We start from the raw sequence: 13,799 nt of genomic DNA on the forward strand, positions 1-13,799 counted from the left end.
TTTTTATAATGGCTATGGCAAGCTTTAATGTGTCGGCCTCACCTAATGAGCAAACAAAAATAAAACAAATTGCACAGCTTGCAGAGTATGTAGGTGTAGATTACGTGGCAGCTGTTGGAAATGGTGAAATACTAGACCCCGACGAATATCAAGAAATGACTGAATTTTCGCACGTTATTATTGAGCAAGCTGGACAGCTATCAAGCCAAACCAATGAGTTTGATACAGTAAAGGCACAAGCTAAAGCACTGCATACAGCGATTGCCAATAAAGCGAGTGTTGCCGATGTACGTGCAGCAAGCTCAGCGCTTCGTGAGTCGCTGCTTACCTTTATGCCACAACTATCGTTACCTACATCACTGCTTCCGGTTGAGCAAACTAAAGCGCTTTTTGCTACTAACTGCTCAATGTGTCACGGCCAAAGCGGTCAAGGCGACGGTCCGCTTGCAAAAAATTTATCGCCAGAGCCTACCAACTTTACCGATGAAGAACGCGCAACAAACCGCTCATTAATGGGGTTATTTGACGCTGTAAGTAACGGCATTGACGACACGCCTATGGTTGCTTTTACCCAATTTAATGAACAACAACGATGGTCTTTAGCTTTTTATGTAGGTAGCTTGGCATTTAAAGATGTTCAAAAACCACAAAATGTAGAACAAAACATTACCGCTTCGCAGATTGTAAACCTAAACCCTGCACAATTATCGGCAGGTCAAAGTGAAGCACAAGCACATTACGTTAAATGGCTTCGTGGTAATCCAGAGCAATTATTTAGCGCTAACAAAAATCCGATAACAGTTACTCGCACGCAGTTACTTGCAGCGCAAGCTGCGCATGCTAAAGGCAATTACTCACAAGCAAGTGATTTAGCAATTAGCGCATACTTAGATGGCTTTGAGCTTGTTGAAAACAACTTAAATGCCTACGACGAAACACTGCGTAAAAACATCGAAGTACAACTGATGAACCTACGCCAAACATTCAAAAACGAAAAAGATACAGCCGTCGTTGCCGAAAAAGTAAATGCCGCACTAACGCAACTCGCTAAAGCAGATAGCATGCTAAACGAAACCAAGCTAACTGATGGCGCCCTACTTTCAGCGAGTTTAATAATATTACTGCGAGAAGGCTTAGAGGCACTCTTAGTTATAATTGCCCTTATGACTGTGCTTATTAAAACGAAACGTCAAGATGCGCTTAAGTACGTACATTTTGGCTGGGTAACAGCACTTATTGCCGGTGGCTTAACATGGGCTGCTGCGCATACATTAATAGAAATAAGTGGTGCAAGTCGCGAAGTTATGGAAGGTGCTGGTGCATTGTTTGCCGCTGTAATTTTACTGTATGTTGGCGTATGGATGCACAGTAAAACAAGTGCGCAACAATGGCAAAAATATATAAAAGACAATATAGATAAGCGTCTTGAGTCGGGAACACTTTGGGGATTAGCGGGGCTTTCTTTTATTGCCGTGTACCGAGAAGTATTCGAAACCGTATTGTTTTATCAGTCTTTATTAACGCAAAGCTCGCCTGCTCAATATTCATCTATTGCATCGGGTTTCGCGATAGCTGTAGCAATACTGGCTATTATTACGTGGGTATTAATTAAGTACTCAATTAAATTACCGGTTGCTAAGTTTTTTGCAATTACCACTTACCTATTATTTGCACTCTCGTTTGTGCTTATGGGCAAAGCCGTTATTGCATTACAAGAGGCCGATATAATAGGTATTGCGTCGCTACCAATGAGCTTTGAAATAGCATGGCTTGGTATTAAGTCAACATGGCAAGGTATTGTAGCTCAGGTATGTGTGTTCGCTATATTTAGCTTTTATATATTTAAAAGCAAAAACCAATAGTATGCCTATCTGCTTAAGAGTTTAAGCTAATTGGCATAAGCAAAATACATAGTAAAAAGGCCCGCAAGGGCCTTTTTAGTTAATTGCTTATGTATTTAGTAAAATTGGTATTATCAAGCCCATGTATCTAAATGGGGGTTTTCGTCATCATCTACGTTAGACTTTTTTTTACTATTTTGGTCGTCAAGCATATTGAGCTTTTTCTTTTTTTGTAACTCACGCCTTTTTTTATTCTCTAGCTCCACTTTTTCAGCGGCCGATCCACTTTGCACACCCGCAATATGAAAAGCACTTTTTGACTCAACTTCTAGTCTGGTTATTCTTCCTAAATAAGGAATCATGATATCCATACACACTTCCTTAGTTTACTGTTAAATTATCTAAACGCTTGGTTTGGCTAATAAACAAACAAATATATGCAAAAAATGCACTTCCCTTCTTAATATTATCGACAGTTATAAGATATGCTTTAATTAAGCTAAAAAAAACTTGCCATAATATGGCTGTTTATGTTTTTATGAATGCGAAATTTATTTAAACAGATAACAACTGAACGTTAATATAACAACGAGCAGTTAAATAGGATAAAAAATGCGCTTAAACCTGACAACAGTACATCATCACCACCATTCACCGGAATAACCTGTCAGGTCTTTCGCTGAGAGGTTATTCCTAAAAGGAACCTCTGGCGATTCAAAAAACATTGATTCATTTTCGCCCTGAGGTTCCCCTCGGGGTTTTTAGTTTTTAAATTAAAGGAAAATGAATAATGAGTAACACAAATCGTCTACGTATCGCCATCCAAAAAGGCGGCCGCCTATCTAAAGATTGTCAAGATCTGTTAAAACAGTTAGGTGTTAAGCTTAACCTTCGTGAACAACGCTTAATTGCACACTCAACTAATATGCCAATTGACGTACTACGTGTGCGCGATGACGATATTCCTGGTTTAGTAATGGACGGTGTATGTGATTTAGGTATTGTTGGCGAAAACGTACTAGTAGAAGTTCAAGCAGAACGTGAACGCCAAGGTGTTCCAAGCGAAGTAAACAAACTTTCAAAACTAGATTTTGGTTACTGTCGTCTTGCACTTGCATGGCCACAAGAGCTAGGCGCTCGCGATAAGAGTTGGTTTGAAGGCAAACGTATTGCAACTACCTACCCAGAAATTTTAACTCAGTGGTTAAAGCGCGAAGGCATCAACGCAAGTACAGTAATGCTTACTGGCTCTGTTGAAGTAGCACCACGTGCAGGTTTATCTGATGCAATTTGTGATTTAGTATCTACTGGCGCAACACTTGAAGCTAACGGCTTAATTCAAGGTGATACAATTTTAGAATCAAACGCATGTTTAATTCAAAATAAAGATCTGCAAGACGCTGACAAACTAGCACTAATCAATAAGCTTATGCCGCGCCTACGTGGTGTTAGACAAGCTAAAGAAAGCAAATACATCATGCTACACGCACCAAAAAACAAACTTGATGAAATTTGTGAAATTTTACCTGGTTCTGGTCAACCGACTCTACTTGCCCTTGCGGGTAATGAAGAATACGTAGCACTGCACATGGTAAGCAGCGAAACATTATTTTGGGAAACAATGGAGCAGTTAAAAGCCCTAGGCGCTAACTCTATTTTAGTTATGCCAATTGAAAAAATGATGGAGTAAGTACCATGCTTCGTTGGAATGAGGAATCTTCACAAGTACAAGCAGCGGCGCTAATGCGCCCTGCAGTTTCTGTAAGCGCAAAGGTTGAAGCAATATGCAAAACTATTTTAGCTAATGTAAAAGAGCAAGGCGATGAGGCCTTACTTAGCATGGCCAAAGAGTTTGATAATAGAGCTAACCCACGTTTGCGCGTACCGCTAGATGAAATTAACGCATCTGAGCAAGCACTAAGTGCTGAGCTTAAATACGCAATTGACACCGCTTATGCAAATGTTAAACGTTTTCACGAAGCGCAGTTGCCAAAAGATATTAAATTATCAACCCAGCCAGGCGTTGTATGTGAACTGAAATATCAAGCCATCGAAGCAGTCGGTATTTATGTACCCGGTGGCAGTGCTCCGCTGCCATCGTCGGTTATTATGCAAGGTGTATTAGCACAGTTAAGCGGCGCTAAAACCGTTGTACTTGCTACGCCGGTACAAGGTGATAAAGCAATTAACCCTGCTATTTTATATGCAGCTAAGTTATGTGGCATTACTACTTTGATAGAAAGTGGTGGCGCAGGCGCAATTGCAGCAATGGCTTATGGCACCGAATCAGTTCCTAAAGTAAACAAAATTTTTGGCCCAGGTAATAGCTTCGTAACAATGGCTAAACAGCTCGTTGCGCAAACTATCCCAGGTATGGCAATTGATATGCCAGCAGGTCCTTCTGAAGTATTAGTTATTGCAGATGAACGTGCAAACCCAGAATTTATAGCCGCCGATTTACTCTCACAAGCAGAGCACGGCGCAGACTCGCAGGTTATTTTATTATGTAACAGCGAAAGTATTATAGAACAAACTCAGCAGGCACTTACACGCCAATTAGCTAATTTGAGCCGCAAAGAAACAGCCGAGCAAGCGCTCGCTAATTCTTCACTTATTTTAGTTGATTCAGTTGAACAAGCATTTGACGTATCGGCGCAATACGGCCCAGAGCACTTAATTTTACAACTAGGCGATGCAACACCTTACCTAGATAAAGTTAAAAATGCAGGCTCAGTATTTGTAGGTGACTACACACCAGAATCTGCAGGCGATTACGCATCGGGTACTAACCACGTGTTACCAACATATGGTTACAGTGCAACTTACTCGAGTTTAAACTTGCTTGATTTTTTCCGTACATACACAGTGCAAACAATTACTAAAAGTGGTTTAACGCAGCTTTCAAAAGCAATTTTACCACTTGCAGATGCAGAAGGCCTTGATGCCCACGCTAATGCGGTTTCAATTCGTTTAGAGGCAATTAAAAATGAGCAATGAGAGCGCACAAGCGTCTAGCTTATTACCTAAGAATATTGCAGCCCTTGCTGCATACAGCTCTGCAAAAAGTGAAAAGCTAACCGGTACTACGTGGCTAAATGCTAACGAAAGCCCGTATGCTAAAAATCTTGAACTGAGTATTGAGGATTTAAATCGCTACCCCGACCCACAACCGCAACTGGTTATTGACCGTTACGCAGCTTATACAGATCTTGAAAGCGAAAATGTATTAATGACGCGCGGCGCAGATGAAGGCATTGAGCTTTTAGTGCGCACATACTGTGAGCCAGCTAAAGATAGTATTGCGCTATTTTTACCAACTTACGGTATGTACAAAGTTACCGCCGATACACACAACGTTGGTATTAACGCGCTTACACAAGAATTATTATTAAGTGGCAGTGCTGACGAAATAGTTGCAGCTGTTGGCAGCTCAAAGCTGGTATTTATTTGTAACCCAAATAATCCAACGGGTAGCCTAACACCACTTGATAAAGTAAAAGCGATTGCAACAGCACTTATGGGTAAAGCACTGGTTATTGTTGACGAAGCCTATATAGAGTTTTGCCCAGAGCAAAGCACCACAAAACTTATTAATGAGTTTAGTAATGTAGTGGTTCTGCGCACGCTTTCTAAAGCCTTTGCGCTAGCGGGGCTCAGAACGGGCTTTACGCTTGCACAAGCAGCAACACTAGCGCCAATTCGTAAAGTAATTGCGCCGTATCCGGTATCAGGTGTTGTAGCAAGTATTGCAGCGCAAGCAATTGCACCCGATGCAATTACATCAATGCGCCGCCAAGTTACTATTCTAAATAGCTTAAAAGCTAAGTTGGTAGATTGGCTAAACGCCTCCCCTGCTGCATTAAAAATTCTCACTGGTGAAGGTAACTTTGTTACTTTAAAATTAGCCGATAAAAACTACTTTAAAATTGCACTTGAGCAAGGTTTGGTTATGCGCGCTTTTACACTATACGGTGAAGACGACTGGCTACGAATTTCAATTGGCAGTGAACAAGAACTTGAACAAGTAAAAATTTGGTTAGATGGCTTACAAACGCCGGCTACCGCAGCATCTTTAGCAGGAAACGAAGTATCATGAGTAACCCCTATTTATTTATAGACCGCGACGGCACTATTATTGAAGAGCCAATTACCGACAAACAGGTAGATAGCCTTGAAAAGCTAGCATTTTTACCTGGTGTCATTCCTGCGTTATTACAATTACAAGCCGCAGGTTACCGTTTAGTAATGGTGTCTAACCAAGATGGTTTAGGCACAGATAGCTTTCCTACTGCTGATTTTGACATAGCACAAGACAAAATGATGGAAATAATGCAAAGCCAAGGCATTAGCTTTGACGAGGTATTAATTTGCCCACACTTTGACGAGCAAAACTGTGATTGCCGTAAACCTAAAACGGGCTTACTTACCGAGCTTATGCGCTCAGGCAAAGTAGACTTAGCGCGCTCTTTTGTTATTGGCGATCGCCAGACCGATATTGGCCTTGCTCAAAACTTATGTTGTGAAGGTATTTTATACGACGGCGATTGGAGTGCGATAGTGACAAAATTGACTACCGCAAACCGCGAAGGTCGTGTTACACGCAACACTAAAGAAACCCAAATTGATGTAGCCATAAACTTAGATCAAACTAAAAATGGCAGCATAGACACCGGACTTGGCTTTTTTGATCACATGCTTGATCAAATTCGCACCCACGCAAACATTGGTTTAAACATTAAAGCTAAAGGCGATTTACACATAGACGAGCACCACCTTGTTGAAGACATTGGTATTGCTCTTGGTGTCGCACTTAAACAAGCGCTTGGCACTAAATCGCAAATTGCACGCTATGGTTTTGCCCTTCCTATGGACGAGTGTAAAGCTGAAGCACAAATTGATTTATCGGGCCGTGCATCATTTGTATTAAACGCTAACTTTAGCCGCGAAAAAGCAGGCGACTTAGACGTACAAATGGTTGAGCACTTTTTCAAAAGCTTGAGTGATAACGCCGCTATTAGCCTTATTTTATCGGTAAGCGACGGTAACTGTCATCACCAAGTAGAAGGTTTATTTAAAGCGTTTTCACGTGCTCTTCGTATGGCAGTGGCACAAGACACGACCCAACAAACAGCCAGCTCTAAGGGATGTTTATGATTGCCATAATTAATACCGGTTGTGCCAATATAAATTCAGTACGCTTTGCGTTTGAACGCTTAGGGCAAACACCAACAGTAATTACTTCACCAGAGCAATTAGCGGGTTTTGAGCGCGCTATATTGCCAGGTGTAGGCCACGCGTCGGTTGCTATGAAACGCCTAGTAGATAACGGCTGGCAACAAGCTATAAATGAATACCAGCGCCCGCTTATGGGCATTTGTTTAGGTATGCAGTTACTGTGCGAAAGCACCGAAGAAGGTAACGTACAGTGCCTAGGTAAAATACCAGGGCAAGTAAAAGCGCTTGATGTAGGCAATTTAACGTCGCCGCATATGGGTTGGAATAACTTAAGCGTTAACAAAGAGCATGCATTAACTAAAGGGCTAACGCTTGATGAGCAAGTGTATTTTGTTCACAGCTTTGCGCACACCGTAAACGACGCCACACTAGTGAGCGGCGAATATGGTCAAACCTTTTCAGCCATTGTTGCTAAAGACAATTACGCAGGCATGCAATTTCACCCAGAGCGCAGCGCAAAAGTTGGCGCACGTTTATTACAAAATTTTGTTGATTGGCAGTTATAAGCTGCCCATTAACTAACAAAAAAGAGATTATTTGTGATTATTCCAGCATTAGACGTATTACAAAATCAAATTGTGCGCTTGTACCAAGGTAAATACGACACAGCACAGTTTTACCCTTTCGAACTTGGCGCGCGTTTAAAAGAATACGCCGACAGCGGCGCAGGTAAACTTCACCTTGTTGATTTAGAAGGTGCACGCGATCCAAGTAAAAAACAGTGGAAACATATTCAAGCTGCGACCAAAGCACTTAACGTACCGTATCAAGTGGGCGGCGGTATTCGCTCAGAGCAAGATGTAAGTGATTGGCTAAAAGCCGGTGCAAACCAAGTTGTTATTGGTTCAATGGCAGTAGAAAAACGCGAACAAGTAAAAGCCTGGATTGAGCAATTTGGCGCAGAGCATTTTGTAATTGCTCTTGATGTAAATAAAACAGCCACGGGCTGGGCACCTGCTACGCACGGTTGGTTAAGTGAATCTGAATTTGGTTTACTTGAGCTGGTAGATTTTTATGTGAGCTTAGGTGTTATCGATTTTTTATGTACGGACATCAGTAAAGATGGCACCATGACGGGCCCATCATTTGAGCTTTACGAAGACCTAACTCGCCACAACAGCACAATTAAAGTGCAAGCCTCAGGGGGCGTAAGCTCACTAGATGACATTAAAAAGCTTAAAGAGCTTGGTGTGGGCGGCGTTATTTTAGGTAAATCTTTGCTTGATGGCGCATTTAGCGTTGAGGAGGCACTGGCATGTTATCAAAACGCATAATCCCGTGTTTAGACGTTAAAGACGGCCAAGTAGTTAAAGGCGTTAAGTTTAAAGGCCATGAAATAGTTGGCGATATTTTAACAATGGCTAAAGCCTATAGCGAAGCTGGCGCCGATGAACTGGTTTTTTACGAAATCAGTGCAAGCGTTGAAAAACGCCTACTTGATGTAAACTGGGTAGAGAGCATTGCACGTAATATCGATATTCCATTTTGTGTAGCGGGCGGTATTAAATCAGTGGCTGATGCAGCGCGTGTACTTGAGCGCGGCGCTGACAAAATAAGTATTAACAGCCCTGCTATTGCGCGTCCTGAACTTATTAAAGAATTACACGATGAGTTTGGTAAGCAATGTGTTGTAGTCGGCATTGACAGCTTTTTTGATGAAATTACCGGCGAGTATTTAGTTTACCAATTAACCGGCGATCCTAATGCATCAAGCCGTACGCGCTATAAAACACAAGAATGGGTTAAACGCGTACAAGACCTAGGCGCAGGCGAAATTGTATTAAACTGTATGAACCAAGATGGCGTTCGTAACGGTTACGACAACGAGCAACTAAGTAAAATTCGCGATCTGTGTGACATTCCTTTAATCGCCTCTGGCGGTGCGGGTAGTATGCAAGATTTTGTTGATGTATTTAAACAAAGCAAAGTAGATGGTGCATTAGCTGCCAGCGTTTTTCATAAAAATGTGATTAACATTGGCGAACTAAAACAATTTTTAACAGATAACCAAGTGGCAGCAAGATTATGCAAGTAACACAACAAAACCAAGCTCAGGTCGATTTCGCTAAAAGTGATATGATCCCTGCGATTATTCAAGATGCCCGCTCTGGTGTTATTTTAATGCAAGGCTTTATGAACAGCGAAGCACTCGCTGTTACGCTTGATACCAATAAGGTAACGTTTTACTCGCGTTCAAAATCGCGTTTATGGACTAAAGGCGAGTCATCAGAAAACTACTTAAACGTAGTATCTGTGCATACAGATTGTGACTACGATTCAATTTTAGTACTTGCCAACCCAGAAGGCCCAACGTGTCACTTAGGCACACAAAGCTGTTTTGGTGATGAAGCAAAACCAAGTTTAAGCTTTTTAGCACAGTTAGAAGATGTGATTGTTGCGCGTAAAAATGATTACCCTGAAAAAAGCTACACAGCGTCATTATTTGCAAAAGACTTAAGCCGTAGTTGTCAAAAAGTAGGTGAAGAAGGCGTAGAAGTTGCCCTTGCCGCTATGAAACACGATAACGATGAGCTAACAAACGAGTCTGCTGATTTAATTTATCACCTGACTGTATTACTACAACGCCAAGGCTTAGCCCTTGAAGATGTAGTTAAATGCTTGCAAGGTCGCCATAAATAGCATTAGTTGTGACTAACAAAGAGGCTCATATTTATATGGGCTTTTTTATTTTTACAGTAAATCACGTGTGATATAGTGCGTGGCTAAATTAATCGGTTACTGTGAACTATGAAAAACTATATTACTCCTTCTATTGTCGCATTTATTTTAGTCGTCGCGTTTATTTTAGCGGGCTGTACCAGCAAAACTAATCAGACGACAACTACAGCAACCACTACTACAACGAATCAGTCTGTAAAAACCACAGTAACACCCGATGAATGCAGCACCATAAATAACCTAATAAATGGTTATGAGTCTGGTTTTAATTCAATCAAAACAGATAAAGTAAATAACCAGTTTACTAATCAATGGCGTACTAATACTCATATAATTGGAGCAAACTGTACAGTTACTTTAAATAAGTCAGAGCAAGCAAGCTACCAATGCCAAACACCTGTTAAAACACAAACGCAAACAATAAAGTCTCATCAAAAACTGGCTAAGCAATTGCGCCAATGCTTAACCAAAACAGGTTGGTTGGAAAGCCAAAAAGAAACAGCAAGTTCAATTTACAGCACCTTTGTACTTGATACTAAAACCCCTGTCATTACACTTGCTACCAATCAAGAAGGTAATGGGTTTTCTATTCGCTTTGAAATTGCTCCACCGTTAGGACTTTAATAATGCGCCAATTAAATCAAAACAACAAACCATCTAAATTTAAAACTGATTGCCTAGGAATATGCGAAAGGCGCAGCGGTTACTGCACCGGGTGTGGGCGTACCAACGAAGAAATTTTTGATTGGATAATATTATCTGAAGATGAAAAAAAAGCGATTTTAGAAACACCACGAGCAGACGCTAACTCATAACAAATAAAGCCCCTTAATGTTAAAAGTAACAGTTAACTGATTAATTAAACACTTTTTGCTTGTTGTTGCTATTCATTTTAGTTGCGCTAATACAGCTTTCGACCACTTGCTCAAATGAGCTATTAATATCTATATTTATAACATTGGGCTCATCTTCTTTTGGAACTTCTAGCGCTTCAAATTGGCTTTTGAGTAAATCAACAGGCATAAAATGTCCTTTTCTGTCCTGCATACGGCTTTTAACCAGCTCAAAATCACCAAAAAGATGTAAAAAGGTAATGCCTGTATTTCCATCACATATTTGTTCTCGGTATTTCTTTTTTAATGCTGAGCAGACTATTACCGCGACTTCATTTTTCTTTTCAATGCTAAATGCAGCATCACGTATTCTTTCGAGCCAAGGCACACGATCAGCATCATTTAAAGGCTGCCCAGATGACATCTTTAATATATTAGCCTTGGGATGTAAGTCGTCTCCGTCGATAAATTTAGCGCCAATGCGCTTTGCTAATGCATCACCCACACTTGACTTTCCTGTGCTTGAAACCCCCATTACAATATAAATACGACCTACATTTGTGTTACTCATGTATTTACCCTCGCCTTAATTTAATAATTAATTATTTTCAATGTATATATTATATTGAGTTACGGGTAACATGTTACCCGTAACAAATACGAAAGTGAAGTTAAACACACACTAAACATCATAATTCACACTGAATATAAGTAGGGAAAAATGTCAGATTTATCATTAATACTAACAGCGGTAGGCTCCATATTTTTATTGCTTTTTTTAGTAATGAAAGTACGACTACATGCTGTCGTCTCTTTGATCCTTGTTTCTATGATTGCAGGATTATTCTCAGGAATGAGCCCAGAAATAATTGCCGCTACAATTCAAAAAGGAATGGCCGGAACACTAGGCTTTGTAGCGGTGGTGGTCGCTTTAGGCGCCATGTTTGGCAAAGTAATGGAAGAAACCGGCGCGCTGGATCGCATTGCCCACACACTTTTACACCGTTTTGGAGAAAAAAACGCTAATTGGGCGCTTACCTTTACGGGCTTTATTTGTGCCCTCCCCCTCTTTTTTGATGTAGCCGTTGTACTTTTAATCGGTATTGTTTTTGCTGTGGTACGAAAAGGCGGTGGCAGCGTTGTTAAAATTGGTATTGGGCTACTTGCTGGGATAGCATCTTGTCAGGCATTTCTTATTCCTGCGCCAGGGCCGATTTTGGTTGCCTCTCAATTAGGCGCTGACTATGGTTATATGATTTTATTTGGCCTTATTGCTGCCATACCGGCAATGATTATAGGAGGTCCAATTTGGGGCTCTATTATTTCTAAATCTATTCATGTAGAACTCCCACAGCACGAACAAATCGATGATAACCAAAGAGTTGGTAAAGGCACGCCTAGTTTTGGATTAGCATTAGGTTTAATTGCTCTGCCGTTAATTATGATTAGTTTAAATACTATTGGTAGCCGCTTTGTTGAAAAAGACTCTGATTTATATAATTGGTTAGCCTTTATAGGTCATCCATTTACAGCAATTTTAGTTGCCTGCCTAATGGCATTTTATTTGCTCGGTGCAAGGCGCGGTGTCCCTAATGCTAGAATCATGGAAATTTGTGGTAGTGCCTTACAACCTGCAGGAATTATTATTCTTGTCACTGGTGCCGGTGGGGTATTTAAACAAGTATTAGTTGATTCAGGAGTAGGTACTGCACTAGGTAATTACTTAGCTGGCTCAGGATTACCGATTGTAATACTCGCTTTTGTATTATCAGCCGCTGTGCGGGTTATTCAAGGCTCTGCGACAGTAGCTATGCTTACAGCGTGTGGCTTAATTATTCCAATGCTTCAGCCTTTAGGCCTTGATGGAGCGCAGCTTGCCGCTGTCACTATCGCTATTGGTGGGGGCTCTATTGTGCTCTCCCATGTAAACGACTCAGGATTTTGGTTAGCGAGTCGCTATCTCGGTTTGAGCGAAATGCAAACTCTTAAAACGTGGACGGTAATGGAAACTATTATTGGTACTGTTGGCGCACTTGTCGCTATGATTATTTCTCTGTTTTTGTAAAATTACAGTATGTAGAGTTATCATCACACATATAAAAATTACCTGAGCCTTTTGTTATTTAGGCTCAGGTAATTAGGCACAGGTAATTAGGCTCATATAATTAGAGTATTTAAACACTTTCACCTAGATGAACTATATAACCAGTATCAATTACTTGCTTATAATTAATCCTAGCATCCAAATCTGAATTAATCCGGCTCAACAACTCTCTTCCCGCAACATTACCTATCTGATAACGAGGGGTGATCACACTTGCTAATTGAGGCACCATTGCTTGGCCAATATCATGGCCATGAAAACCCACAACCCCCATTTGGCTAGGCACTAAAATGTTGTTTCGCTGGCATTCAAAAATAGCCCCAATTGCTAAATCATCATTAGTACAAAACAAACAGTCAGTATTTGGGTAGTCAGTACGCGCTTTTTGTAAAAGTTCAGCACCTAAACTATAAGATGAAGCTTGATCAGTCATCACACTTTTAGGCGTAAAACCTTTAGCTAACATAGCATCTGAATAACCTTGAAATTTTAGGCGTGTTCGTACATCGAGCCTTGCACCTATATAAACAATATTGCGATAGCCTTTATTTAAAAGTGCCGTCGTCATATCAAAAGCTGCTTTAACGTTATCAAAACCAATCGCTTGCTGCATTGGAGAGTGATGAGTATCCATTATTTCAATCACAGGTACGCCTGACGTTTCAATCATTTTTAGCGTTCTGTCTGTGTGTGTGGTTTCTGATAAAATTAAACCATCAACGTGATACGACAATAGATACTCAACCCGTTTTTCTTCAATTTCAGGGTTGTAACCATAATGGGCTAACATTGTTTGATATCCTGCAGGCCCTGTTACGTCTTCAATACCTTTTATAACTTGAGCAAATACGTGGTTCGTTAACGATGGGACTAGTACACCAATAGAGTAGCTTTTAGCATTAGAGAGTAAATCAGGGGCTTTATTTGCAATGTAACCTAGCGTATCAATAGCTGCACTAATTTTAGTGCGAGTAGACTCTGATACTTTTTCGGGATTACGTAAATAACGACTCACCGTCATTTTGGTTACACCAACCGCATCGGCAATATCTTGAAGAGAAGAACGCTTGTTTTTTTTCATCACACACAATTAAATAAAATGTTACT

Annotated in this window: 15 protein-coding genes; 12 read left to right on the top strand and 3 right to left on the bottom strand. The window is 40.7% G+C overall.

Annotated features, from left to right (window positions below; all coding sequences use genetic code 11):
- The first annotated feature begins 8 nt into the window (after positions 1-8).
- Positions 9-1,862, top strand: coding sequence for a cytochrome c/FTR1 family iron permease (locus tag H5088_RS07385; protein ID WP_182752632.1), 1,854 nt, complete (start codon positions 9-11; stop codon positions 1,860-1,862).
- Between the two features lie 113 nt (positions 1,863-1,975).
- Here the strand turns inward: H5088_RS07385 and H5088_RS07390 are convergent, their stop codons facing one another.
- Positions 1,976-2,212 (bottom strand): hypothetical protein, encoded by a 237-nt coding sequence (locus H5088_RS07390; RefSeq protein WP_002960256.1) that lies wholly within the window; start codon positions 2,210-2,212, stop codon positions 1,976-1,978.
- A gap of 419 nt (positions 2,213-2,631) precedes the next feature.
- On the opposite strand from H5088_RS07390, the gene hisG reads away from it, so the two are divergent.
- The 10 genes from hisG to H5088_RS07440 all read left to right on the top strand — a co-directional run bounded on the left by hisG (position 2,632) and on the right by H5088_RS07440 (position 10,570).
- Complete coding sequence (gene hisG, locus H5088_RS07395) at positions 2,632-3,531, top strand: ATP phosphoribosyltransferase (RefSeq protein ID WP_002960257.1); 900 nt, start codon at positions 2,632-2,634, stop codon at positions 3,529-3,531.
- 5 nt (positions 3,532-3,536) lie between these two features.
- Positions 3,537-4,838, top strand: a complete 1,302-nt coding sequence (hisD, locus tag H5088_RS07400; protein ID WP_024597350.1) for a histidinol dehydrogenase — start codon at positions 3,537-3,539, stop codon at positions 4,836-4,838.
- Positions 4,828-5,937, top strand: coding sequence for a histidinol-phosphate transaminase (hisC, locus tag H5088_RS07405; RefSeq protein ID WP_182752574.1), 1,110 nt, complete (start codon positions 4,828-4,830; stop codon positions 5,935-5,937). Before hisD ends, hisC begins: the two co-directional genes overlap by 11 nt.
- A complete protein-coding gene (hisB, locus tag H5088_RS07410) occupies positions 5,934-6,995 on the top strand; it encodes a bifunctional histidinol-phosphatase/imidazoleglycerol-phosphate dehydratase HisB (protein WP_024604828.1) in 1,062 nt (353 codons plus the stop codon). Before hisC ends, hisB begins: the two co-directional genes overlap by 4 nt.
- Complete coding sequence (gene hisH / locus H5088_RS07415; RefSeq protein ID WP_002960265.1) at positions 6,992-7,582, top strand: imidazole glycerol phosphate synthase subunit HisH; 591 nt, start codon at positions 6,992-6,994, stop codon at positions 7,580-7,582. The genes hisB and hisH overlap by 4 nt, the downstream gene beginning before the upstream one ends.
- Before the next feature lie 33 nt (positions 7,583-7,615).
- Positions 7,616-8,350, top strand: a complete 735-nt coding sequence (locus H5088_RS07420; RefSeq protein WP_002960267.1) for a 1-(5-phosphoribosyl)-5-[(5-phosphoribosylamino)methylideneamino] imidazole-4-carboxamide isomerase — start codon at positions 7,616-7,618, stop codon at positions 8,348-8,350.
- Positions 8,332-9,111, top strand: a complete 780-nt coding sequence (hisF, locus tag H5088_RS07425) for an imidazole glycerol phosphate synthase subunit HisF (protein ID WP_004586384.1) — start codon at positions 8,332-8,334, stop codon at positions 9,109-9,111. The genes H5088_RS07420 and hisF overlap by 19 nt, the downstream gene beginning before the upstream one ends.
- A complete protein-coding gene (gene hisIE / locus H5088_RS07430; RefSeq protein ID WP_182752575.1) occupies positions 9,102-9,716 on the top strand; it encodes a bifunctional phosphoribosyl-AMP cyclohydrolase/phosphoribosyl-ATP diphosphatase HisIE in 615 nt (204 codons plus the stop codon). The genes hisF and hisIE overlap by 10 nt, the downstream gene beginning before the upstream one ends.
- A gap of 108 nt (positions 9,717-9,824) precedes the next feature.
- The gene (locus H5088_RS07435; protein WP_182752576.1) at positions 9,825-10,379 is read left to right on the top strand and encodes a hypothetical protein; all 555 of its coding nucleotides are present in this window, start codon (positions 9,825-9,827) and stop codon (positions 10,377-10,379) included.
- A 2-nt stretch (positions 10,380-10,381) separates the two neighbouring features.
- Positions 10,382-10,570, top strand: a complete 189-nt coding sequence (locus H5088_RS07440) for a DUF1289 domain-containing protein (protein WP_182752577.1) — start codon at positions 10,382-10,384, stop codon at positions 10,568-10,570.
- A 40-nt stretch (positions 10,571-10,610) separates the two neighbouring features.
- Here the strand turns inward: H5088_RS07440 and H5088_RS07445 are convergent, their stop codons facing one another.
- Entirely contained in the window at positions 10,611-11,159 is a 549-nt protein-coding gene (locus tag H5088_RS07445) for a gluconokinase (RefSeq protein WP_182752578.1), read from the bottom strand.
- A 150-nt stretch (positions 11,160-11,309) separates the two neighbouring features.
- Between H5088_RS07445 and gntU the strand changes: the two genes are divergently transcribed.
- On the top strand, positions 11,310-12,653 hold the full coding sequence (gene gntU / locus H5088_RS07450; RefSeq protein WP_004586388.1) for a gluconate transporter: 1,344 nt from the start codon (positions 11,310-11,312) through the stop codon (positions 12,651-12,653).
- A 109-nt stretch (positions 12,654-12,762) separates the two neighbouring features.
- On the opposite strand, the gene gntR is transcribed toward gntU, so the two are convergent.
- A complete protein-coding gene (gene gntR / locus H5088_RS07455) occupies positions 12,763-13,773 on the bottom strand; it encodes a gluconate operon transcriptional repressor GntR (RefSeq protein WP_182681961.1) in 1,011 nt (336 codons plus the stop codon).
- Positions 13,774-13,799 lie beyond the last annotated feature (26 nt).

Source organism: Pseudoalteromonas sp. SR43-3 (genome assembly GCF_014163875.1).
GTDB classification, from domain to species: domain Bacteria; phylum Pseudomonadota; class Gammaproteobacteria; order Enterobacterales; family Alteromonadaceae; genus Pseudoalteromonas; species Pseudoalteromonas distincta.